The following is a 22,115-nucleotide window of genomic DNA, read 5'->3' on the forward strand; positions in this document are numbered from 1 at the left end:
AAGCAAGATCACAAGATCGCAGCCTTCGGCAGCTCCTACCCTTGAAATGCGATGTCCTGTAGGAGCTGCCGAAGGCTGCGATCTTTTCAATCAGGCGACGCTGATTTTGCGGCCCAACACCGTGGTCCAGCGCTCCGACAAAATCACCCCACCCAAAGTCAGCAATCCACCCACCAGGTGGTACATCGCCAACTGCTCCTTGAGCACCACCGCCGCAATCAGCGCGGTAATCAGCGGCAGCAGATTGAAGAACAACGTCGTCCGGCTCGGCCCCAGCCGCTGCACCGCCTGCATCCACGCCAGCGGCGCGATCATCGAGGCCAGCAGGCATGCATACAGCACCAGCGGTACGTTCTGCAGGCTCAGCCCGGTTTTCGGCGACACCGCGAACAACGGAAACAACACCACAATCGCCACCAGCACCTGCAAGTACAGCAGCACCAGCGGCGGCAAACGCAGTTGCCATTTTTTCAGCAGGGTGCTGTAAACCGCATAGGCCAGCGTGGCGATCAGCATCATCGCGTCACCCATGTTGACTCCGTGTTGCAGCAGCGCACCGAGGCTGCCGGAAGACACCACCACCAGCACGCCGGCGAACGACAGCACTGCACCGACCAGCGCGCCGGCGGTCAGGCGCTGGCCGAGGCTGATGATCGCCATGGCCAGCGACATCAGCGGCATCAGCGAGAGGATGATGCCCATGTTGGTCGCTGTGGTCAGGGTTGCGGCGAAGTAGGCGAGGCTCTGATACACCGCCATGCCGAGCACGCCGAGGATGAAAATCCGTCCGAGATTCGGCCGAATCTGCGGCCAGTGGGCGAAGACTTTTTTGAGCATGAATGGCGTGAACAGCACACCGGCCAGCAGCCAGCGGTAGAAGCCGATCTCGGCGGGAAAAATCGCGCCGACCGCCAGTTTGTTGATCACGGTGTTGCCGGCCCAAATGAAAATCGCCAGCAGGGGAAACGCGTATTGCATGGGACAAAAACCAGTACGTTGATGAAGCGCAATTATCGCCTGTCTGGATACCGGCCTATACTGCGAACCGGACAACCTGCCTCTGCATCCGGACAGCATGAATAGCAAACACATCGATCTGCTCGATTTCAGCGAACTGCCGTCAGCGGTGTACTTTCGCTACGCCGATTTCAACGCCCACGAATATGCCGCGCCGCATCGGCATCCCTGGGGCACGCTGGAATACGCGGCCCATGGCGTGTTGCACATGGATGTCGACGGCAGTCGCTTCATGTCGCCGCCGCAATACGCGGTGTGGGTGCCGCCCGAGGTCGAGCACAGTTTCTACAGCCATCAACCGGTCAACTACCGCGCGGTGTGTGTTGATCCCAGCGTTTGTGCGCGTTTGCCGGCGCGCGCCTGCACGCTGGCGATCAGCGATATTCTCAAGGCGATTCTCAAGGACTTCGCCGCCCGCGATGTGAAGATCCCCGAGCACGAAGCCGATCAGCGTCTGGCCCAGGTATTGGTCGATCAACTGCAACAGGCGCCGGTGCAGGAATGTTACCTGCCGTATGCGAGCAGTCCTGGCTTGTTGGCGATTCTCGAAGCCTTGCAGGCCGAGCCCGGCAGCAATCTGCCGCTGGCGCATTGGGCTTCGCAGGTGCATGTCAGCGAGCGCACGCTGGCTCGGCAATTTGTTCGGGAACTGGGGATGAGCTTCGGCGAGTGGCGCCAACGCTTGCGATATCTGGCGGCGATCGAAGCGCTGGAAACCTCGCGCTCGGTGCAGGAAATTGCTTTCGACCTCGGCTACAGCAGCGGCTCGGCCTTCATCGCCATGTTTGCCCGCCAGGCGGGTTGTACACCGGAGCAATATCGGCGCAGTCACTTCGAGGGCAGGAAGGTGTAACAAGCTTTGACTACACTGCGACAGAGGCCGCATCCATCGGTGCGGCAACAAGGAGAAAACTCCATGAAGATGTTGCGTGTGCCGTTGTTGATGATCGGTCTGCTCCTGTGTTCCCAGGGTTTCGCCGCCACGGCGCAACAGAACAAGATGACCACCTGCAATGCCGATGCGACGGCCAAGAGCTTGAAGGGCGATGAGCGCAAGGCGTTCATGAGCACCTGCCTGAAAGCGGCACCAGCGGCCAACGACGGCAAGGTGCTGACTCCGCAACAGCAGAAGATGTCCACCTGCAATGCCGATGCGAAAACCAAAGCCCTGACCGGTGATGCGCGCAAGACGTTCATGAGTGAGTGCCTGAAGAAGAAATAAGATCAAAAGATCGCAGCCTTCGGCAGCTCCTACATCAGACCGCGGTCCTGTAGGAGGCCGCGATCTTTTCGGCGCGCCGGCCTCTTCGCGAGCAGGCTCGCTCCCACATTTGAAATGCATTCCCCTGTGGGAGCGAGCCTGCTCGCGAAAGCGCCTGTGAGTGCACCGCCAATCCCACGCCCCGCATATCCCTAGTGCTAACCCCGGATCGCTGGCAGACTGCCCATCCTTTCACGCCGTTCGTTTTGAGGCTGTATGCCAACGTTTTCTCAGCGTCATGTTGTGTTCTGGGTCAGTTGCATCATTATTTTTGGCGGTTTGCTGCTGGTGCTGCCGCTGCGCTTGCTGCCGAGCCTGCTCGCCGGCTTGCTGGTGTTCGAGCTGGTCAACATGCTCACCCCGCAACTGCAACGGCTGATCGAAGGGCGGCGTGCGCGCTGGTTGGCGGTGGCGCTGCTCGGCACGCTGGTAGTGAGTGTGCTGGCGCTGATCTTCGCCGGGGCTATCAGTTTCCTCCTGCATGAAGCGGAAAATCCGGGCGCCTCGCTGGATAAGTTCATGGGCGTGGTCGATCGCGCGCGCGGGCAGTTGCCGCCGTTCATCGACGCTTATCTGCCGGCCAGCGCAGCGGAATTTCGTGTGGCGATCGGCGAGTGGGCGAGCAAGCATCTGGCGGATCTGCAACTGGTCGGCAAGGATGCTGCGCACATGTTCGTCACCCTGCTGATCGGCATGGTGCTCGGTGCGATCATTGCGCTGCAGCGCATCCCCGATGTGACCAAGCGCAAACCGCTGGCCGCCGCCTTGTTCGACCGTTTGCATCTGCTGGTGCAGGCGTTCCGCAATATCGTCTTCGCCCAGATTAAGATTTCCCTGCTCAACACCGTGTTCACCGGGATCTTCCTCGCCGTGATCCTGCCGATGTTCGGCATCAAACTGCCGCTGACCAAAACCCTGATCGTGCTGACCTTCCTGCTCGGCCTGCTGCCGGTGATCGGCAACCTGATGTCGAACACGCTGATCACTATCGTCGGGCTGTCGCTGTCGATCTGGGTGGCGATCGCCGCGCTGGGCTACCTGATCGTTATCCACAAGCTCGAATACTTCCTCAACGCGCGCATCGTCGGCGGGCAGATCAGTGCCAAGTCGTGGGAGTTGCTGTTGGCGATGCTGGTGTTCGAAGCCGCGTTCGGTTTGCCGGGAGTGGTGGCGGGGCCGATTTATTACGCGTATCTGAAGAGTGAGTTGAAGCTGGGCGGGATGGTCTAACCGCTGGATCCGTGGTGCCTGATCTGGCGCCTTCGCGAGCAGGCTCGCTCCCACATGAGATTGCATTTCAACTGAAGGAATGCGGTCAAATGTAGGAGCGAGCTTGCTCGCGAAAGGCGCGGCGCCGATTTCAGGTCAGTCCATGGTGCCGTAGCGCTTCATCGCTTCAATCGCCAAACCGCTGCCAATGCTGCCAAAGATATTCCCTTCGACATGCCGCGCCTTCGGCAGCATCGCCGAGACGCTGTTGCGCAGGGCCGGGATGCCGCTGGAACCGCCGGTGAAGAACACCGTATCAACCTGATCGACCGCCACGCCGGCGTCATTCAACAGCTGCGTAACGCTGCCGCGAACCCGCTCCAGCAGCGCATCAATCGCCGATTCGAACAGCGCACGCGTCAGCTCGACGCTCAGGCCGGCTTCGATACGGTCCAGCGGCACGTGACGGCTGTCGGCGTGGGTCAGCTGGATCTTGGTCTCTTCAACTTCCATCGCCAGCCAGTGGCCGGCGCGCTGTTCGATCAGCTTGAACAGGCGATCGATGCCGCCGGTGTCTTCGATGTCGTAGCGCATGCTGCCCAGCGCCAGCGTGGACTTCTGCGAGTACACCGAGTTGATCGTGTGCCAGGTCGCCAGGTTCATGTGGTGGCTGGTCGGCATGTAGGCGCCACTCTTCATGCGGCTACCGTAGCCGAACAGCGGCATCAGGCCCTGCAGGCTCAGCTGTTTGTCGAAGTCGGTACCGCCGATGTGCACGCCGCCGGTGGCGAGGATGTCATCGTGACGGTTATCCACAGCGCGGCGCTCGGGCGACAGGCGCACCAGCGAGAAATCGGAAGTACCACCGCCGATGTCGACGATCAGCACCAGTTCTTCTTTTTCGATGGTCGACTCGTAGTCGAATGCCGCCGCGATCGGTTCGTACTGGAACGAAACCTCTTTGAAACCGATCTTGCGCGCCACCTCGACCAGCGTGTCTTCGGCTTCCTGGTCAGCCAGCGGATCGTCATCGACGAAGAACACCGGACGACCCAGTACCACTTGCTCGAATTCCCGACCGGCGGCGGCTTCGGCGCGGCTCTTCAGTTGGCCGATGAACAGCCCGAGCAGGTCCTTGAACGGCATCGCCGTGCCGAGGACGCTGGTGTCGTGTTTGATCAGCTTGGAGCCGAGCAGACTCTTGAGCGAGCGCATCAGCCGGCCTTCGTAGCCTTCCAGATACTCGTGCAGGGCCAGACGACCGTACACCGGGCGACGTTCCTCGATATTGAAGAAGACCACCGACGGCAGGGTGATCTTGTCGTCTTCCAGCGCAATCATGGTGTCCATGCCGGGGCGCAGCCAGCCGACGGTGGAGTTGGACGTGCCGAAGTCGATGCCGCAGGCACGGGCTGGAGAGGCGTCTTTCATGTCTTTCGGATTCCGGTGAAAAAACGGCCGCGCAGTGTATGTCAGTGCGCGGCAGATTCGAAGGCCGGTCATCCGCTATTTCGCCACCTGGCAGGTTGAAAACCGCCGCATCGCCCCAAACTTGCTGGCATGGGCCGGCAGACACACCGGCGGTCGCAAGAACCGTCGTCCACTGCCGATAAACTTCTGCGGCGCCACCCGGTCACAACCTTGAGATCGGTCAACCCGGCACGCGCCAATCGGGCGCACGCTGGCCTCGGCGCGAAATCGATAACGGATGGTGATCCTTCAATGGACTTCAAAGACTATTACAAGATACTCGGCGTGGAGCCGACAGCCGACGACAAGGCCATCAAAGCGGCCTATCGCAAGCTGGCGCGCAAATACCACCCCGATGTCAGCAAGGAAAAAGACGCCGAGGCCAAGTTCAAGGACGCCTCGGAAGCCTATGAAGCGCTGAAAAGCGCCGACAAGCGCGCCGAGTACGACGAACTGCGCCGTTACGGCCAGCATGGTCAGCCGTTCCAAGGGCCACCGGGCTGGCAGAGCCGTGGTGGCTTTGGCGGCGGCGGTGGCGACACCGGCGACTTCTCGGACTTCTTCAGTTCGATCTTCGGCAATCGCGGCCCCGGTTTCGGTGGCGCGCAGAGCCAGCAATCACGCGGACGCCGAGGGCAAGACGTGGAAATGGAACTGCCGGTCTTCCTCGAAGAAACCCTGTCGAACGAATCGAAGAAAGTCACCTTTCAGGTGCCGCAATACAACGCGCACGGCCAGCACGTCAGCAACACCAGCAAGAGCCTGAACGTGAAGATCCCGGCCGGCGTCACCGACGGCGAGCGTATCCGCCTGAAAGGCCAAGGCGCGCCGGGCATCGGTGGCGGGGCGAATGGCGATCTCTACCTGACCATTCGTTTTGCGCCGCACCCGAAGTTCGATGTCGAAGGCGAAAACCTGATCATCACCTTGCCGCTGGCGCCGTGGGAGCTGGCGTTGGGCACTGAAGTGGCCGTGCCGACCCTCACCGGCAAAATCAACCTCAAGGTGCCGGCCGGCAGCCAGAATGGCCAGCGCATGCGCGCCAAGGGCCATGGCCTGCTGAACAAGGCCGGCGAGCGCGGTTATCTGTTCGTCCAGCTCAAAGCCGTGATGCCGAAAGCCTCCGACGATGAGGTCAAGGCGCTGTGGCAGGAACTGGCGAAGAAAGCCGCGTTCAACCCGCGAGAGACCTTCTGAACCCGACGACGGAGTAGCCCATCATGAGCAGCCCCCTGATCGTTCAACTGGACCTGGCAGAATTCTGTGAGGCGGCCGATTTATCGGACGTCTACGTGATCGAAATCGTCGAGCACGGCATCCTCGAACCTCAGGGCGCGCAGCCCCGGGAATGGCGCTTCACCGATTACGAACTGGCTTTGGCCAAACGCGCTGCCAAGCTGCGCCGTGATCTGGAACTGGAGTGGGAAGGTGTGGCGCTGGCGCTGGATCTGCTGGATGAGGTGAAGCAGCTGCGGGCCGAGAACCGCATGTTGCGCCAGCGGTTGGGGCGGTTGGTGGTGGAGTAGTCAGTCTGATGTCTATCGGTGACTGGCCCGGCCTCTTCGCGAGCAGGCTCGCTCCCACATTGGAATGCGTACTCATGTGGGAGCGAGCCTGCTCGCGAAGAACGATAATGCGGTCTTTCTGACTCACATTGAAAAGGCCCAGAAGGGCCTTTTTGTAGTCAGAACAAGAAGTAGCGCTGCGCCATCGGCAGTGTTTCCGCGGGCTCACACCACAGCAAAACTCCATCGGCCTTGACCTGGTAGGTCTGCGGATCGACATCGATGTTCGGCAGATAGTCGTTGTGGATCAGGTCGGTTTTCTGCACGTCGCGGCAGCCCTTCACCACAGCGATCTGCTTCTTCAATCCCAGGGTTTCGGGCAATCCGGCCTCCTGCGCCGCCTGGCTGATAAAGGTCAGGCTGGTGGCGTGCAGCGAGCCGCCGTAGCTGGCGAACATCGGGCGGTAGTGCACCGGTTGCGGCGTCGGGATCGAGGCGTTGGCATCGCCCATCAAGCTCGCGGCGATCGCGCCACCCTTGAGTATGAGCGTTGGCTTGACGCCGAAAAACGCCGGGCGCCACAGCACCAGATCGGCCCACTTGCCGACTTCGATCGAGCCGACTTCATGGCTGATGCCGTGGGTGATCGCCGGGTTGATCGTGTATTTGGCGATGTAGCGTTTGGCGCGGAAGTTGTCGTTGCCTTCGCCATCCTGCGGCAGCGGGCCGCGCTGTTTTTTCATCTTGTCGGCGGTCTGCCAGGTGCGCGTGATGACTTCGCCGACACGGCCCATGGCCTGACTGTCGGAGCTGATCATCGAGAACGCACCGAGGTCGTGGAGGATGTCTTCGGCGGCAATCGTCTCACGGCGGATCCGGCTTTCGGCGAAGGCGACGTCTTCTGCAATACTTGGATCGAGGTGGTGGCAGACCATCAGCATGTCGAGGTGTTCGTCGATGGTGTTGCGGGTGAACGGCCGGGTCGGGTTGGTCGAGCTTGGCAGCACGTTGGCAAAGCCGCAGGCCTTGATGATGTCCGGCGCGTGGCCGCCACCGGCACCTTCGGTGTGATAGGTGTGGATGGTGCGGCCCTTGAACGCGCCGAGGGTGGTTTCGACAAAGCCGGATTCGTTGAGGGTATCGGTGTGGATCGCCACCTGCACATCGTACTGGTCGGCGACGTTGAGGCAGTTGTCGATGCTCGCCGGAGTGGTGCCCCAGTCCTCGTGGAGCTTGAGACCGATGGCACCGGCCTTGACCTGTTCGATCAACGGCTCCGGCAGGCTGGCGTTGCCCTTGCCGGTCAGACCGATGTTCATCGGGAACGCGTCAGCGGCTTGGAGCATGCGCGCCAGGTGCCACGGCCCTGAGGTGCAAGTGGTGGCGTTGGTGCCGGTGGCAGGCCCGGTGCCGCCGCCGATCATGGTGGTGACGCCGCTCATCAGCGCTTCTTCGATCTGCTGCGGGCAGATGAAGTGGATATGCGTGTCGATGCCACCAGCGGTGAGGATCATGCCCTCGCCGGCAATCACTTCGGTGCCGGCGCCGATGGCGATGGTCACATTGGGCTGCACGTCAGGGTTGCCGGCCTTGCCGATCGCGGCGATGCGGCCGTCCTTGAGGCCGACGTCGGCTTTGACGATGCCCCAGTGGTCAATGATCAGCGCGTTGGTGATCAGCGTGTCGACCACTTCGGCGGCGAGCAATTGGCTCTGGCCCTGGCCGTCGCGGATGACTTTGCCGCCACCGAATTTCACTTCCTCGCCGTAGGTGGTGAAGTCCTTTTCGACTTCGATCCACAGCTCGGTATCGGCCAGGCGCACCTTGTCGCCGACGGTGGGGCCGAACATGTCGGCGTAGGCGCTTCTAGAAATCTTCATGTGCTTGCCTTGGGATTCAATTGTTTTTGAGATCGCTCGCATAGCTCGCTATCGCAGCCTCGCTGCGCTCGACAGCTCCTACAGTCAGTGATCGGCTTGAGACCGGGTGACATTGGTAGGAGCTGCCGAAGGCTGCGATCTTTTCGGGGCTCGCCGATATCAGTCGAGGTCACCCATGATGCGTCCAGCAAAGCCGAACACCCGGCGATGCCCGGCGTAATCCACCAGCTCGACTTCACGGCTTTGCCCCGGCTCGAAGCGCACGGCGGTGCCGGCGGGAATGTTCAGGCGCATGCCACGGCTGGCCGCACGATCAAAGGTCAGCGCGTCGTTGGTTTCGAAAAAGTGAAAGTGCGAGCCGACCTGGATCGGCCGGTCACCACTGTTGGCGACTTTCAGGCTGACGGTGCGGCGACCGACGTTGAGTTCAATGTCGCCGGGCTGGATCTGGTATTGGCCAGGAATCATCGCTGGGCTCCTTGCAGGACTTTGTAATAGAGCGCGGTCGGGCGATACGTGCCGTTGGGGTCGCAGGCGTAATCGGGGATTTCGCCGACGCGCACGTAGCCCAGCGCCTTGTAGAAATCTTCCGCCGGCGAGCCGGCCTCGGTGTCGAGATAGAGCATGCCGCGCTTGTGCTTGGGCGCTTCGAGTTCCAGCGCCTGCATCAGTTGCTGACCGAGACCGCGCCGGCGCGCGTGTTCGCGCACCAGCAGTTTCTGCACCTCCGCGCGGTTCAGACCGTTGGCCTTCTGACACAGGCCCAATTGCACACTGGCCAGCACCTGCTCGTCCTTGACCACCACCCACAGCAGCGTGTTGCCCTTGTTGACGTTGTCCTGCACCTCGTCGAAATAGGCGCGCGCCTGCGCGGCATCGAGGTCGGCCATGAAGCCGACGCTGGCGCCATAACCGACGGCGTCGAGCAGCAGATCGATCAGACCCTGGCGATAGTGGGCAAAACTCTCAGCGTTGACGCGGCGCAACTGGGCGGCGTTCATCGAGGTCACTCCTTGTGAGCATCCGGCGGTAGTGCGCCGGGATTGAGGGTCAACTGCATGAAGGTCAGATCGAGCCAGCGACCGAACTTGGTACCGACCTGCGGCATCTGTCCGGTGATGCTGAAGCCGGCGCGCTCGTGCAGGCGGATCGAAGCGGCGTTTCCGCTTTCGATGGCGGCAACCATGACGTGTTTGCCGCAGCTGCGGGCGCGTTCGATCAACGCAGCCATCAGTTGCGGGCCGAGGCCATTGCCGCGCTGGTCGCTGCGCACATAAACCGAGTGTTCGACGGTGTGACGAAAACCGTCGAACGGCCGCCAGTCGCCGAACGAAGCGTAGCCGAGGACGCTGTCTGCGCGGTCGACGATCACCAGGATCGGATACGCCTGCAACTCCCGTGCGTCAAACCACGCCTCGCGGTTGCCGAGGTCGACGGCTTGTTCGTTCCAGATCGCCGTGGTGTTGAGCACGGCGTCGTTGTAGATGTCGCGGATCGCCGGCAGGTCGGCCCGGCGTGCTTCGCGAATGGTGTAGGTCATGGCGCGGCCTCAGACGATCGGCTGGTGAACGGTGACCAGTTTGGTGCCGTCAGGGAACGTCGCCTCGACCTGGATTTCCGGGATCATTTCCGCGATGCCTTCCATCACTTGTTCGCGGCTGAGCAGGGTGGTGCCGTAGTGCATCAGCTCGGCCACGGTCTGGCCATCGCGGGCCCCTTCGAGCAGCGCGGCGGAGATATAGGCCATGGCTTCCGGGTAATTGAGTTTCACGCCCCGGGCCAGCCGCCGCTCGGCGACGAGGCCGGCGGTGAAGATCAGCAGCTTGTCTTTTTCGCGTGGGGTCAGGTCCATTGTTGGAATCCAATATCGGCAGTTAAGAATGATCAGGTCGATCGCGATCTGTAGGAGCTGCCGAAGGCTGCGATCTTTTGATCTTGCTGTTAAAGATCAAGATCAAAAGATCGCAGCCTCGTTTCACTCGTCAGCTCCTACAGGGCAATGCATTTCAGGTGTTCCAGATTCGGGGGGGCATAGCCTCGCGCCCCAGCAGTACGGGTCTGAGCAATCGCCATAAATCGATCAGCCAGGCGCGAGCCAGCAACGCTTCACCGGCCAGACACCGCGCCACCAGCAACCCCGGCAACTGGGTCAAATCACCACGTACTTCGTGCCCCAGCGAGCGGCAGCGCTCCAGCAGCTCGGCGTCAATCTCACCGGTCACCAGCATCGTCGCGAACACCGGTTGCCCATCCAGCCCGATCGGCGAATCCAGCAAACCATCGTTACCGACAATGCGCTGCCGTTCGTGCCAGAGCAACCGCCCATCACGGCGGATATCCAGATGCGCCTGGAAATGCCCAAGGTCAAAACGCTCGCCACTGGCCGGACGACCCAGCGCCACCACGTCCCAGTAGAACAGCCGCGCATCGCCTTCAAGCTCGATCGTTGTGCTCAACTCGGCCTGCGCGGCGCTGTAGACGATGGTTTCCTGCGGCAGCCATTCCAGCGTCGCGCCGGCAGCGATTTTCAAGTCGAGCTGCTGATACGCCGGGCCTGCCGCGCGGTACCACTTGGCGGCACCGGGGCTGGTGATTTGTGCCCAGGCGTTGGGTTCGACGCGGGCGCTGATGTCGAGGCGATCGCCGCCAGCGATCCCGCCCGGCGGATGGACGATGATGTGCTGGCAGACCTCAGGGCCTTCGGCGTACAGATGCTTTTGCACGCGTAGCGGGCCGAGGTGGCGGCGCATGACCGGACGCGTGCAATTGCCGAAACGTGCGTAGGCCAGTTCCAGCTCGGCGTGCCAGCTCGGGGTAAACAGGGCAGGTGCAACAATCGAATTCATGATTTGTGATTATCGTTAGGAAGCTACAGATTAGACCGCCGCGTTAGATCGTGACCAGCCCGCGTACACCCTCGGCCTCCATATTTTCACCGCGACCCTGCTGGACGATCTCGCCGCGCGACATCACCAGGTATTGATCGGCCAGTTCCGCAGCAAAGTCGTAGAACTGCTCGACCAGCAGAATCGCCATATCACCGCGCGCCGCGAGCTGCTTGATCACTGCGCCGATTTCCTTGATCACCGACGGTTGAATGCCTTCCGTGGGCTCATCGAGAATCAGCAGTCGCGGACGGCTGGCCAGCGCTCGGCCGATTGCCAGTTGCTGTTGCTGACCGCCGGACAGATCACCGCCACGGCGCTGCTTCATTTGTAGCAGCACCGGGAACAGTTCGTAGATGAAACCCGGGACTTCTTTGGCTTCGCTGCCGGGGAAGCGCGACAGGCCCATCAGCAGATTCTCTTCCACGGTCAGCCGTCCGAAGATCTCACGGCCCTGAGGCACATAAGCGATACCGGCATGCACGCGCTGGTGCGGCTTGAACGTGGTAATCGCTTTGCCTTCCCAATTGACCGCACCTTCCTTGGCCGGCAGCAGGCCCATCAGGCATTTGAGCAAGGTGGTCTTGCCCACGCCGTTACGCCCGAGCAGGCAGGTGACTTCGCCGACTTTCACGTCAAACGAGAGGCCGCGCAGGATGTGGCTACCGCCGTAATACTGATGCAGCTTGTCGACTTGCAGCATGTTCGAATTCCTTCTGTTGCACACAGAACCCTGTGGGAGCGAGCCTGCTCGCGAATGCAGACTGACATTCAACATCTTCATCGCCCGATGCACCGCTTTCGCGAGCAGGCTCGCTCCCACAGGTTTTGTATTCGCAAACCTTAGCGGCCGAGGTAGACCTCGATCACCCGCTCGTTGTCCTGCACCTGTTCCAGCGAGCCCTCGGCCAGAACGCTGCCCTGATGCAACACCGTGACGTGGTCGGCGATCGAGCCGACAAAACCCATGTCGTGCTCGACCACCATCAACGAATGCTTGCCCGCCAGCGACTTGAACAGCTCGGCGGTGAACTCGGTTTCGGCGTCGGTCATGCCCGCCACCGGCTCGTCGAGGAGGAGCAGTTGCGGGTCCTGCATCAGCAGCATGCCAATCTCCAGAAACTGCTTTTGCCCGTGGGACAGCAGCCCGGCCTGGCGATTGACCGAGGTGGTCAGGCGAATCGTCTCCAGCACTTCGGCGATGCGGTCCTTCTGCTCGCCGCTCAAACGCGCACGCAAACTGGCCCACACCGACTTGTCGGTCTTCTGCGCCAGCTCAAGGTTTTCGAACACGCTCAAGGCTTCGAACACCGTCGGCTTCTGGAACTTGCGGCCGATGCCGGACTGGGCGATCTGCACTTCGCTCATCTGCGTCAGATCCAGGGTTTCGCCGAACCAGGCCTTGCCGTGGCTGGGCCTGGTCTTGCCGGTAATCACGTCCATCAGCGTGGTCTTGCCGGCGCCGTTGGGGCCGATGATGCAGCGCAGTTCGCCGACGCCGATATACAGGTTGAGATTGTTCAGCGCACGGAAGCCGTCGAAGCTGACGCTGATGTCTTCCAGGGTCAGGATCGTGCCGTGGCGCGTATCGAGGCCGGGGCCGACGCGCTGGCCGAGGCCGATCGAATCGCGGCTGGTGCCTTCGTCCTTGTTCGGTTCCACGGGGAAAAAGGCCGGTTCGAGCATGAATTCAGCACTCGCTGTGACTCTCATTGTTCACCTCGTTTCTTCAGCAGGCCGATCACGCCTTTGGGCAGGTACAGCGTCACGACGATGAACAGCGCGCCAAGGAAGAACAGCCAGTATTCGGGGAAGGCCACGGTGAACCAGCTCTTCATGCCGTTGACCACACCGGCGCCGAGCAGCGGGCCGATCAAGGTGCCGCGTCCGCCGAGGGCCACCCACACTGCCGCTTCGATCGAGTTAGTCGGCGACATTTCGCTCGGATTGATGATGCCCACTTGCGGCACGTACAGCGCGCCGGCCAGTCCACACAACACCGCACTCAGCACCCAGACAAACAACTTGAAACCACGCGGGTCGTAGCCACAGAACATCAGGCGGTTTTCCGCATCGCGCAGGGCGGTCAATACCCGTCCGAACTTGCTTTGCGCCAGGCGCCAGCCAAGGAACAGGCTCGCCACCAGCAGCAACACCGTGGCCAGAAACAGCACCGCGCGGGTGCCCGGTTCGGTGATGCCGAAGCCGAGGATCGTGCGGAAATTGGTAAAGCCGTTGTTGCCGCCAAACCCGGTCTCGTTGCGGAAAAACAGGAGCATGCCGGCGAAGGTCAGGGCCTGGGTCATGATCGAGAAATACACACCCTTGATCCGCGAACGGAAGGCGAAAAATCCAAACACCAACGCCAGCAAACCGGGCGCAAGCACCACCAGACACATGGCCCAGATAAAGCTGCTGGTGCCGGTCCAGTACCACGGCAATTCGCTCCACGACAGGAAGGTCATGAACGCTGGCAAGCCATCGCCGGCCGCCTGACGCATCAGGTACATGCCCATCGCATAACCGCCGAGGGCGAAGAACAGACCGTGGCCCAGCGACAGCAGGCCGGCATAACCCCAGACCAGATCCAGCGCCAGAGCGACGATGGCGTAGCAGAGGATTTTGCCGACCAGAGTCAGGGTGTAGGCCGAGACGTGCAGGGCGTTGTCCGGCGCGAGCAGTGACAGCAGCGGCAGAACGATCAGCAGCGCAAGGATCACACCACCGACCGCGAGCGTGGCTTTCGGCCCGGCCTTTTGTGTAGCCGTGACTAACAGAGGCTGGTTCATCAGTCGATCACCCGTCCTTTCAGTGCGAAGAGGCCTTGCGGACGTTTCTGGATGAACAGAATGATCAGCGCGAGGATGAGGATCTTGCCGAGCACCGCACCGATCTGCGGTTCGAGAATCTTGTTGGCGATGCCTAAGCCAAACGCGGCGAGCACGCTACCGGCCAACTGACCGACGCCGCCGAGCACCACCACCAGGAACGAGTCGATGATGTAGCTCTGGCCCAGATCCGGACCGACGTTGCCGATCTGGCTCAGCGCCACGCCGCCCAATCCGGCGATGCCCGAGCCGAGGCCGAAGGCGAGCATGTCGACGCGGCCGGTTGGCACACCGCAGCACGCCGCCATATTGCGGTTCTGGGTGACGGCACGGACGTTCAGGCCGAGCCGGGTTTTGTTCAGCAGCAGCCAGGTCAGCACTACAACGAACAATGCGAAAGCAATGATTACGATGCGGTTGTACGGCAGCACCAGATTGGGCAGCACTTGAATGCCGCCGGACAGCCATGCCGGGTTCGCTACTTCAACGTTCTGCGCGCCGAACACCAGGCGCACCAGTTGAATCAGCATCAGGCTGATGCCCCAGGTCGCGAGCAGGGTTTCCAGCGGCCGACCATAGAGATGGCGAATCACCGTGCGCTCCAGCGCCATGCCGATGGCGGCGGTGACGAAAAACGCTACCGGCAGCGCGATCAGCGGATAGAACTCGATGGCTTGCGGCGCGTAACGCTGGAACATCAACTGCACGACGTAGGTCGAGTAGGCGCCGAGCATGAGCATCTCGCCGTGGGCCATGTTGATCACCCCGAGCAGGCCGAAGGTGATCGCCAGGCCGAGGGCCGCGAGCAGCAGAATCGAACCCAGCGACATGCCGCTGAAGGCCTGACCGAGCATTTCACCGATCAACAGTTTGCGCTTGACCTGAGCGAGGCTGGTTTCGGCGGCGGTGCGCACACCGGCATCGCTTTCCACGCCCGCTTCGAGCAAGCCTTCAAGGCGCGTGCGTGCCAGCGGGTCGCCGGTCTCACCGAGCAGGCGCACGGCAGCGAGGCGCACCGCCGGATCCGTATCGACCAGTTGCAGATTGGCCAGCGCAAGGCTCAGGGCAGCGTGCACGCTTTGGTCTTTTTCCCCAGCGAGTTGCTGGTCGAGGAATTTCAGCTGCGCGGGTTTCGCGCTTTTCTGCAATTGCTGCGCGGCAGCCAGACGGATTTTGCCGTCAGCGGCGAGCAATTGATGGCTGGCCATGGCGGTGTCGATCAGACCCCGCAGGCGATTGTTCAGGCGCAGGGTCTTGCTTTGGCCGTCGATGGTCAGCGCACCTTGTTGCAGGGCATTGAGCAACTCGATACGCGCCGGATCGGGCTGCGCGGCCCAGGCTTCCAGCAGCTTGGCCTGTTGCATCGGGTTGGCCGCGACAAAGTCTTCGGCGTCGCCGGCGTGGGCCAGCAGCGGCAGCAACAGTGCGATGGCACAGATGAATCGGAAAAGGGCAGTGGGCATAGTCAGTCGCCTTGACGCGGACATTGTGGGAGCGAGCCTGCTCGCGAAAGCGGTCTGTCAGTCACATGGATGTTGGATGTGCCGACGTCTTCGCGAGCAGGCTCGCTCCCACAGGGAATTGCATCAGCCTCACGTCAGGCGCGAGACTGACATCCGGTGACTCAGTTGCTCTTCACCGCATAATCCGGCTTCTTGTCGTTGCCCTGGATGAACGGGCTCCAAGGTTGCGCGCGGATCGGCCCTTCGGTCTGCCACACGACGTTGAACTGACCGTCGCTCTGGATTTCGCCGATCATCACTGGCTTGTGCAGGTGGTGGTTGGTCTTGTCCATGGTCAGGGTGTAGCCCGACGGCGCGGCAAAGGTCTGCCCGGCCAGTGCTTCGCGCACCTTGTCGACGTCGGTGGATTTGGCTTTCTCGACCGCCTGCGCCCACATGTGGATGCCGACGTAAGTGGCTTCCATCGGGTCGTTGGTCACCGCTTTGTCAGCGCCCGGCAAATTGTGTTTCTTCGCGTAGGCTTTCCAGTCCGCGACAAATTTCTTGTTCGCAGGATTTTCCACCGACTCGAAGTAGTTCCACGCCGCGAGGTTGCCCACCAGCGGTTTGGTGTCGATGCCGCGCAGTTCTTCTTCGCCGACCGAGAACGCCACCACCGGTACGTCGGTGGCTTTCAGGCCCTGGTTGGCCAGCTCTTTGTAGAACGGCACGTTCGAGTCGCCGTTGACGGTGGAAATGACGGCAGTCTTGCCGCCGGCCGAGAACTTTTTGATGTTGGCGACGATGGTCTGGTAATCGCTGTGACCGAATGGCGTGTAGACCTCTTCGATGTCCTTGTCGGCCACGCCTTTGGAATGCAGGAACGCGCGCAGGATTTTGTTGGTGGTGCGCGGGTAGACGTAATCGGTGCCGAGCAGGAAGTAGCGCTTGGCGCTGCCGCCTTCTTCGCTCATCAGGTATTCCACCGCCGGGATCGCTTGCTGGTTCGGCGCGGCACCGGTGTAGAAGACGTTTGGCGACATCTCTTCGCCTTCGTATTGCACCGGGTAGAACAGCAGGCCGTTGAGTTCTTCGAACACCGGCAACACCGATTTACGCGACACCGAGGTCCAGCAACCGAACACCACCGCGACCTTGTCCTGGGTCAGCAACTGCCGGCCCTTCTCGGCAAACAGCGGCCAGTTGGAAGCGGGGTCGACCACCACCGGCTCGAGCATCTTGCCGTTCACACCGCCCTTGGCGTTGATCTCGTCGATGGTCATCAGGGCCATGTCCTTGAGCGATGTTTCGGAGATCGCCATGGTCCCGGACAACGAATGCAGAATTCCGACCTTGATGGTCTCGGCCGCCTGGACTGTCCAGGTCATGCCCATCGCGGCAATGGATGCCGTGAGTGTGAAAGCCTTGATCAAACTGCGACGCTTCATTGTGCGATCTCCATGACATTACGTTTTTTGTGATTGGCAGATGCGAACGACTGAAGGGAAGGTTTGCAAGGGCTGTGCCCGGTCGCGATCCGGTATGAAAATGCCGTCGCAGAGCGCTCGTGCGGTACCGCTCGCGCACCAGTAACGGACACTCTGCGGGCTCTGGTGCGCCTGCATGCGCCAGATTGGGGCGGACGGGTCGCTACAGAATTGGACACAGAAACGATAACCCTGCACCGCTTGGTCCAGGCAGCGAAGCGACACACTCGATCGATAGTCATCCCGAATGTTTTCAGCAGGATTTTTATCATGAACGATGTGTCAGGACGCACCGAGCGCGCCGCAAAACCCTCCGGCAAAACCAGGCTGCCGCCGCTCAGTCCGGGATTTCTCAAGGAGGAAGATGCCGCGTTCTGGGCGCATACGCGGATTCCGCTCAAACCGGACCGGGAATACGGCAGCGTTATTCTGCGGCGCCCCGATGGGCGTTACGTCGCCACCTCACCGATTCCCGGGCAAGTGACACGTTTCGATTTCGGCACCCTCATCGAGGTCGATGCCTCTGGCAATTACGTGCACCCCAGTGGCTACCGATGTGTGGCCAACGTGCATTGCCATGCGCCTCTGCATGATCACGTCCGTGCCGCCAATCCGCGTTGGGACGAGCTGTTGATCAGGCTGTTCATCAGTTTTTTTTCGGATCTGGATTTTGTCGCTGATGTGGCCGCGCGAAACTTTTTCCCCAGTGCTTATCTGTCAGGCCCTGACGGAACGCTGCTCAAGTATTCGCCCAGCGGATCGCCCGAGGAATTCAGTTACTACCTGTGGCGCAAAGCGGGTTCGCCGAGCGGTAATCCGGTGGGCACCTATGACGTCATGAGCATCATCAACAAGGTTGCCGCAGTGGGTGAGCTGAAGGTCATTGTCTCGAACGCCGACTGGGGGCATTCCGTCGGCGTGGTGCCGGCGGACTGGAAGGCCGGGCAGCCATTTTCCAGGGGCGTGGTCAGTGAGCAGCCACTGATGGCCCGGCTCGCGCCCAATGCCGAACGGGCAGTGCTCGCGGCGTTGAAGTCCAGGGGTGCACAGTCGTCGGGGCTGCTCCTGAAAAAACGCGGTGCCGAACAGTATGTAGCGACCCATGCGCGTCCGGCCGGGCTGTCTGCATGGGCTCCGCAGAAAACCTTTCCTGCGGGTCCCGGTGGCAAACTGGAGCTCCCTACCGGCTATGCGCTCGAGGGGTTTTACTATGCCTCCTGGCCAGATCCTGTGCGGACATCGCCCTCGCAGCCATGGCTGTACGAGAATTTCTTCACACCGCAGGAAATGGCACTGGCCATAGCAAGTCATGGTCGCGCCCGACATCTGGCAGCGTCCGATTCGCCGTTGTCGTTGTACGTGCAGACCCGTGATGCCGCAATGTTGAAGTACACCTTCAGCGGCGATCCGATCGAAGCCGCACTGAGCATCGATCACCCCGACGGCAGCGTCACCGATCCGGGGCTGCAATCGAGGCTGCTGACCGGGACTCTGCGCCCCCGTGAGTTCGTCTCGATGCTGGTGATCAGTGGTCGGCTGGACGTCTTGCGCGGCAGTGCGCTGTGGGCGCGACTGGGACGCGTTGACCTGCAATGGCAACCCTTTGCAAATTTCCCCTGGCCAGGCCTGAGTGACGGCTTCCTCTCGGCCGAGGATGCCGTTCGGTATGCTCACGAACAAGTCGGTAACCGCCGTGATCGCGCTCTCGTCGGTTACGTCTTTCAGCGCAGCGTCGACGATCGCTTCGTGGTCACCGAGCCCATCGAGGGAAACATTGCCGTGCTTGGCTCGGGACGTCTGTATCCTCGGGACATTCATGGGCAGACGATTTTTCCCGAGGACCATGCACTGCGCGGGCGATATGTGTCGCACGTGGCGCTGTCGCAGCTGGAGCGGGTGGTCATTGACGATTTCAAGTGGACGCACGAAGAAGCGGTCCTGAGTCTGCAGATGCCGAGTGTCGAAGAGATCAGGCAGACCTGGCTGGACAAAACCGCGCTTTATGTCTCGGGGGCTGCGAACAGTCTGCTCAGGTATGAATTGTCCGAGGGGGGCAATGCCCGAGAGCTTGCCGCCCGTTTGGGGAGCCGTGAAAATCCGGGGGCTCTGGCGTTGAAGCTTGCCGGTGGCGAACTGCGGCCGCAGGACTTTGTCCGCCTGCAGGCTGCGGGCGGGCGCTTGACCGTGCTGCTCGACAACCCGCTGTGGGGACATCGCGGTGATGTACCGCCAGACTGGGCCATGATGGCTGTGCCTCTGACAGGTCAATTCGGGACGACCACACCGGAGTCTGCGTTGCCTGATCAATTGCCGGCACCCCCCGCGCTGTTCCCCAACAGGCCACTGGACAAATCGCCCATTTTCTCTCGTGGCGAATTTCTATCGACATCACCCTTTGCCTGGAAGCGCCCTGACAGCGTTGCCTGCGGAGCGGTTTTTCCTACGGCGGACGAGGCGGCGCAGAATCAAGCCGCGCGTGCTGCGCAGTTGCAGGACGAGCCGCGAGCGTTGTTCGGATTTATCCTCAAGCATCGCGAGCGGGAAGAGTACGTCGCCACTGAAGTGGTGCCCGTCAATGCGCGGGGCGACAATCTGTTTCAACTGCAGGCGTTGTTCGGTTCACAGCTTTCCGAGCCCTGGTATCAGTATCCGGACGGTTTCAGCCTGTACGCAAACTTTTACCTGCACCATGACGTGAAACGCCCGTCCAGCGATACCGACGCCTGGCTCGCACAGCATTTCATTTCGCCGGATAACCTGACTGTGGCGATGTACTACTCGCCTCGTCGTCCGGTACGCCCATCCGGTCTGCCCGTGGCGCTGTACCTCAGTACTCAGGACGGTGCGTTGCTCAAATACGTGAGAAACAGTGCGAGCAAACTGTTCCATGACGATCTCTCCAGCCGCAGACTTGAAACCATCAAGCAGGACCTGGCCTCAGGCAAATGGAAGCCAGCGGACTTCATTCACGAGGTGGCCGACAGTGGGGAGCTGTCTGTCATGCGCACGAGTCTGTGTTGGGACCGGGTCGGCCGGGTCGACGGCGCCTGGAAACCCTATGCGAACCTGGAGCGTCGCCGGCTTGGTCCGCTGTTCCAGAACGCGGACGATGCGGCGGTGCATGCCCGTCTGCAAGTGCCGAGGGTTGCGGACGCCGTTTATGGCGGAGTGATTCTGAAAACCCCTGAAGGCCTGTTCGTTGCTACGGTGCCGATAAAGGTGTCGCGGGAAAACTTCGATGTCACCGAGGTATTCCCGGACGAAAGTTACAGCGCCGGACTGTTTCCCGCTGGCTGTTCCATCGCCGCACGTTATCGTTCAAGAGCCATGCGAGAACTGTCGGTGATGTTCACCGGAGCGGATAAGCAGCTTTATCTGAATATGCTATCGGTCGACACCGTCTACTCGGCATTCATCCGCACGACACCGAAGAGGTGGGATGAATACCTGTTCGGGCCTGACGGCTCGTTGATTCGCTATCAGGCAGGCGCCTGGGAGCACTTCCTCGCCGATCTTTCCCGCGCCTTGACCGGTACCGGTCACGTGCCTCCTTCCCTTGATGCCGTAGCGATCAGAGAACGTATCCGGAGCGGCGATTTGAAGCCCGGCCAATGGGTCGACTCCCTGGCCCGGGCCGGTTATTTGTACGTGGTCATCGGCAGCGAGATCTGGGGTGCGCCGCGGCAGGTGACCCGTTGGGTGCCTTACGCCGGAAATTTGCTTCCCATGGCCGATTACCATAAAGCCACCCGTGCTGCGGCCTGCAGCCCCGTGTTCATTCAGACCGATGCTGCAGCCACCTATGTCCACGAGGCCGTCGTCAGCCGCGATACCCTGACCTTCGGTTTTATCCTGCGTTGCGGCGACGGTGCATTCATCGCCAGCCTGCCGATCGAGGCGCAGCGTTCGCGGTTGGCGCTGGACCGAATCTTCGAGCAAGGGCGATTGCCTTACGGTCATGTTCTGGACGCGATTTACTTGCGAGCACCCTTGCCGCCATTGGGGGCACCGCACAATGACGTTCGCAGTGTTTTTCTTTCGCCGACCGATGTCTTGCAGGCGTGCCGACGGGCCAACATGACCCAAGGCTATTTGCCCATCTACTTTTCCTGCGCCGACGGCGCACTGTTGAGGTTGAAACTGCATCCCTTCGAACCGGGCGAGTTTTACGACAGGCATGGGCAGATCGAGCTACGGCCCAACACGTTCGATTCGCCCGCACAGGCGGCGAACGATGAACGTGACATCGCCAAAGGCACTTTTGTGTTGGCTGACTTCGTTCGTCGAATGGCCCGGGCTGGCAGGCTCGATGTGTTGAAAACCAGCGAGTATTGGTCGCACCAGGGCTGGAATCGCGAGGATAAGGAAACTGTCGAGGGCGAGAGTGCCGACGACGAAAGATGGCGGACCCATCCGGAACCCGCGTTGGGGCCACTGTTTCACCACATCGACGATGCCGCCCGGCATGCCGGCAGTCGAGCCGGCGAACCGGTCCTCGATCGAGGGTACGAAGCGGCGATACTGGCGCACGGAACGAGCCCGCGTTTTGTCCCGCTCGAACCGGTTGCCGTTTCTTCATACGAGAGCAAGCCGCTGGCAAGGATATTCCGCGCGCCCACCGATCCGTCGATCAGTTGGCGCAACCCTGCGCCGCGTTACCCTGAGGGCTACACCCTGGTTGCCAGTCATCAGATGCACCTTTCCGGAAACACCACGCTGGGCACCGATGCGCAGCATGTGCAAGCCAACTTCGCTTCGCCCGCTCAGGTTCTGGCGCGTACCCATCAGCTCAAGGATCAGGGTTTCGCCATCCAGGCCTTCTACTATTCAACCCCCTACGGCGTTTTGCTCAAGTACGTCCCGGTCTATACACCCGCTGAACGGGATCTGCTGTCGACCCGGCTGGTGGCATATGAAAGCGGCAGGTGGGTCACACGGCTGAGCCCCGGCGAGTTTATTTCCAGGCTCGGGGCGCTGGGCGAGTTATCCGTACTGGTCGCCGGTCACTACTGGCGCCAGACCGGGCGCCAGGGCATTGGCTGGTCGAGTGGCCGCCAGCAAATGCCCAGCCCGGGCTTTGCTCGCCGCAGGGATGAATTGTAGGCGCTGATCGAGGGTGTGACGCAGGGTG

The 22,115-nt window shown here is 61.3% G+C and carries 19 protein-coding genes; 6 read left to right on the top strand and 13 right to left on the bottom strand.

All coding sequences use genetic code 11. From position 1 onward, the window contains the following. Window positions 1-90: 90 nt before the first annotated feature. Window positions 91-978 (bottom strand): DMT family transporter, encoded by an 888-nt coding sequence (locus AC0Z4S_RS05825; protein WP_485622375.1) that lies wholly within the window; start codon window positions 976-978, stop codon window positions 91-93. Window positions 979-1,075: 97 nt separating this feature from the next. Between AC0Z4S_RS05825 and AC0Z4S_RS05830 the strand changes: the two genes are divergently transcribed. The 3 genes from AC0Z4S_RS05830 to AC0Z4S_RS05840 all read left to right on the top strand — a co-directional run bounded on the left by AC0Z4S_RS05830 (window position 1,076) and on the right by AC0Z4S_RS05840 (window position 3,508). Then, window positions 1,076-1,870: an AraC family transcriptional regulator gene (locus AC0Z4S_RS05830; protein WP_485622376.1), complete on the top strand. Its 795-nt coding sequence runs from the start codon at window positions 1,076-1,078 to the stop codon at window positions 1,868-1,870. A 63-nt stretch (window positions 1,871-1,933) separates the two neighbouring features. Further along, window positions 1,934-2,239 carry a PsiF family protein gene (locus tag AC0Z4S_RS05835; protein ID WP_252881217.1) on the top strand — a complete coding sequence of 102 codons (306 nt, stop codon included), beginning with the start codon at window positions 1,934-1,936 and terminating at the stop codon, window positions 2,237-2,239. A gap of 255 nt (window positions 2,240-2,494) precedes the next feature. Beyond that, the gene (locus AC0Z4S_RS05840; protein WP_101158351.1) at window positions 2,495-3,508 is read left to right on the top strand and encodes an AI-2E family transporter; all 1,014 of its coding nucleotides are present in this window, start codon (window positions 2,495-2,497) and stop codon (window positions 3,506-3,508) included. A gap of 135 nt (window positions 3,509-3,643) precedes the next feature. On the opposite strand, the gene AC0Z4S_RS05845 is transcribed toward AC0Z4S_RS05840, so the two are convergent. Next, window positions 3,644-4,918, bottom strand: a complete 1,275-nt coding sequence (locus tag AC0Z4S_RS05845; RefSeq protein WP_253498613.1) for an Hsp70 family protein — start codon at window positions 4,916-4,918, stop codon at window positions 3,644-3,646. 291 nt (window positions 4,919-5,209) lie between these two features. Between AC0Z4S_RS05845 and AC0Z4S_RS05850 the strand changes: the two genes are divergently transcribed. Together AC0Z4S_RS05850 and AC0Z4S_RS05855 are read left to right on the top strand one after the other, a co-directional pair. Beyond that, complete coding sequence (locus AC0Z4S_RS05850) at window positions 5,210-6,154, top strand: DnaJ C-terminal domain-containing protein (protein WP_485622377.1); 945 nt, start codon at window positions 5,210-5,212, stop codon at window positions 6,152-6,154. Between the two features lie 23 nt (window positions 6,155-6,177). Next, entirely contained in the window at window positions 6,178-6,483 is a 306-nt protein-coding gene (locus AC0Z4S_RS05855; protein WP_016771896.1) for a chaperone modulator CbpM, read from the top strand. Window positions 6,484-6,641: 158 nt separating this feature from the next. Here the strand turns inward: AC0Z4S_RS05855 and ureC are convergent, their stop codons facing one another. The 11 genes from ureC to urtA all read right to left on the bottom strand — a co-directional run bounded on the left by ureC (window position 6,642) and on the right by urtA (window position 16,945). Further along, window positions 6,642-8,342, bottom strand: a complete 1,701-nt coding sequence (gene ureC / locus AC0Z4S_RS05860; RefSeq protein WP_485622378.1) for an urease subunit alpha — start codon at window positions 8,340-8,342, stop codon at window positions 6,642-6,644. Window positions 8,343-8,501: 159 nt separating this feature from the next. Next, a complete protein-coding gene (locus AC0Z4S_RS05865) occupies window positions 8,502-8,810 on the bottom strand; it encodes an urease subunit beta (protein ID WP_016771893.1) in 309 nt (102 codons plus the stop codon). Next, a complete protein-coding gene (locus tag AC0Z4S_RS05870; protein ID WP_485622379.1) occupies window positions 8,807-9,343 on the bottom strand; it encodes a GNAT family N-acetyltransferase in 537 nt (178 codons plus the stop codon). The genes AC0Z4S_RS05865 and AC0Z4S_RS05870 overlap by 4 nt, the downstream gene beginning before the upstream one ends. A 5-nt stretch (window positions 9,344-9,348) precedes the next feature. Further along, entirely contained in the window at window positions 9,349-9,882 is a 534-nt protein-coding gene (locus AC0Z4S_RS05875) for a GNAT family N-acetyltransferase (protein WP_485622380.1), read from the bottom strand. A gap of 9 nt (window positions 9,883-9,891) precedes the next feature. Further along, window positions 9,892-10,194, bottom strand: coding sequence for an urease subunit gamma (ureA, locus tag AC0Z4S_RS05880; RefSeq protein ID WP_042608931.1), 303 nt, complete (start codon window positions 10,192-10,194; stop codon window positions 9,892-9,894). A gap of 154 nt (window positions 10,195-10,348) precedes the next feature. Beyond that, window positions 10,349-11,188: an urease accessory protein UreD gene (locus tag AC0Z4S_RS05885; protein WP_485622381.1), complete on the bottom strand. Its 840-nt coding sequence runs from the start codon at window positions 11,186-11,188 to the stop codon at window positions 10,349-10,351. Between the two features lie 43 nt (window positions 11,189-11,231). Next, on the bottom strand, window positions 11,232-11,930 hold the full coding sequence (urtE, locus tag AC0Z4S_RS05890) for an urea ABC transporter ATP-binding subunit UrtE (protein ID WP_253498626.1): 699 nt from the start codon (window positions 11,928-11,930) through the stop codon (window positions 11,232-11,234). A gap of 140 nt (window positions 11,931-12,070) precedes the next feature. Next, the gene (gene urtD, locus AC0Z4S_RS05895) at window positions 12,071-12,940 is read right to left on the bottom strand and encodes an urea ABC transporter ATP-binding protein UrtD (RefSeq protein WP_485622382.1); all 870 of its coding nucleotides are present in this window, start codon (window positions 12,938-12,940) and stop codon (window positions 12,071-12,073) included. After that, window positions 12,937-14,016 (bottom strand): urea ABC transporter permease subunit UrtC, encoded by a 1,080-nt coding sequence (gene urtC / locus AC0Z4S_RS05900; protein ID WP_485622383.1) that lies wholly within the window; start codon window positions 14,014-14,016, stop codon window positions 12,937-12,939. The genes urtD and urtC overlap by 4 nt, the downstream gene beginning before the upstream one ends. After that, window positions 14,016-15,518, bottom strand: coding sequence for an urea ABC transporter permease subunit UrtB (urtB, locus tag AC0Z4S_RS05905; protein ID WP_485622384.1), 1,503 nt, complete (start codon window positions 15,516-15,518; stop codon window positions 14,016-14,018). The genes urtC and urtB overlap by 1 nt, the downstream gene beginning before the upstream one ends. Before the next feature lie 161 nt (window positions 15,519-15,679). Continuing rightward, window positions 15,680-16,945 carry an urea ABC transporter substrate-binding protein gene (urtA, locus tag AC0Z4S_RS05910; protein ID WP_056787644.1) on the bottom strand — a complete coding sequence of 422 codons (1,266 nt, stop codon included), beginning with the start codon at window positions 16,943-16,945 and terminating at the stop codon, window positions 15,680-15,682. A 210-nt stretch (window positions 16,946-17,155) separates the two neighbouring features. On the opposite strand from urtA, the gene AC0Z4S_RS05915 reads away from it, so the two are divergent. Beyond that, entirely contained in the window at window positions 17,156-22,087 is a 4,932-nt protein-coding gene (locus AC0Z4S_RS05915) for a DUF4329 domain-containing protein (protein ID WP_485622385.1), read from the top strand. The last annotated feature ends 28 nt before the right edge of the window (window positions 22,088-22,115 follow it).

The organism is Pseudomonas sp. 1L-B-1-E-C1, from assembly GCF_057291835.1.

Coding starts and splice junctions, on each gene's coding strand:
- AC0Z4S_RS05825 (WP_485622375.1), bottom strand. CDS start 978: ATGCAATACGCGTTTCCCCTGCTGGCGATTTTCATTTGGGCCGGCAAC.
- AC0Z4S_RS05830 (WP_485622376.1), top strand. CDS start 1,076: ATGAATAGCAAACACATCGATCTGCTCGATTTCAGCGAACTGCCGTCA.
- AC0Z4S_RS05835 (WP_252881217.1), top strand. CDS start 1,934: ATGAAGATGTTGCGTGTGCCGTTGTTGATGATCGGTCTGCTCCTGTGT.
- AC0Z4S_RS05840 (WP_101158351.1), top strand. CDS start 2,495: ATGCCAACGTTTTCTCAGCGTCATGTTGTGTTCTGGGTCAGTTGCATC.
- AC0Z4S_RS05845 (WP_253498613.1), bottom strand. CDS start 4,918: ATGAAAGACGCCTCTCCAGCCCGTGCCTGCGGCATCGACTTCGGCACG.
- AC0Z4S_RS05850 (WP_485622377.1), top strand. CDS start 5,210: ATGGACTTCAAAGACTATTACAAGATACTCGGCGTGGAGCCGACAGCC.
- AC0Z4S_RS05855 (WP_016771896.1), top strand. CDS start 6,178: ATGAGCAGCCCCCTGATCGTTCAACTGGACCTGGCAGAATTCTGTGAG.
- ureC (WP_485622378.1), bottom strand. CDS start 8,342: ATGAAGATTTCTAGAAGCGCCTACGCCGACATGTTCGGCCCCACCGTC.
- AC0Z4S_RS05865 (WP_016771893.1), bottom strand. CDS start 8,810: ATGATTCCTGGCCAATACCAGATCCAGCCCGGCGACATTGAACTCAAC.
- AC0Z4S_RS05870 (WP_485622379.1), bottom strand. CDS start 9,343: ATGAACGCCGCCCAGTTGCGCCGCGTCAACGCTGAGAGTTTTGCCCAC.
- AC0Z4S_RS05875 (WP_485622380.1), bottom strand. CDS start 9,882: ATGACCTACACCATTCGCGAAGCACGCCGGGCCGACCTGCCGGCGATC.
- ureA (WP_042608931.1), bottom strand. CDS start 10,194: ATGGACCTGACCCCACGCGAAAAAGACAAGCTGCTGATCTTCACCGCC.
- AC0Z4S_RS05885 (WP_485622381.1), bottom strand. CDS start 11,188: ATGAATTCGATTGTTGCACCTGCCCTGTTTACCCCGAGCTGGCACGCC.
- urtE (WP_253498626.1), bottom strand. CDS start 11,930: ATGCTGCAAGTCGACAAGCTGCATCAGTATTACGGCGGTAGCCACATC.
- urtD (WP_485622382.1), bottom strand. CDS start 12,940: ATGAGAGTCACAGCGAGTGCTGAATTCATGCTCGAACCGGCCTTTTTC.
- urtC (WP_485622383.1), bottom strand. CDS start 14,016: ATGAACCAGCCTCTGTTAGTCACGGCTACACAAAAGGCCGGGCCGAAA.
- urtB (WP_485622384.1), bottom strand. CDS start 15,518: ATGCCCACTGCCCTTTTCCGATTCATCTGTGCCATCGCACTGTTGCTG.
- urtA (WP_056787644.1), bottom strand. CDS start 16,945: ATGAAGCGTCGCAGTTTGATCAAGGCTTTCACACTCACGGCATCCATT.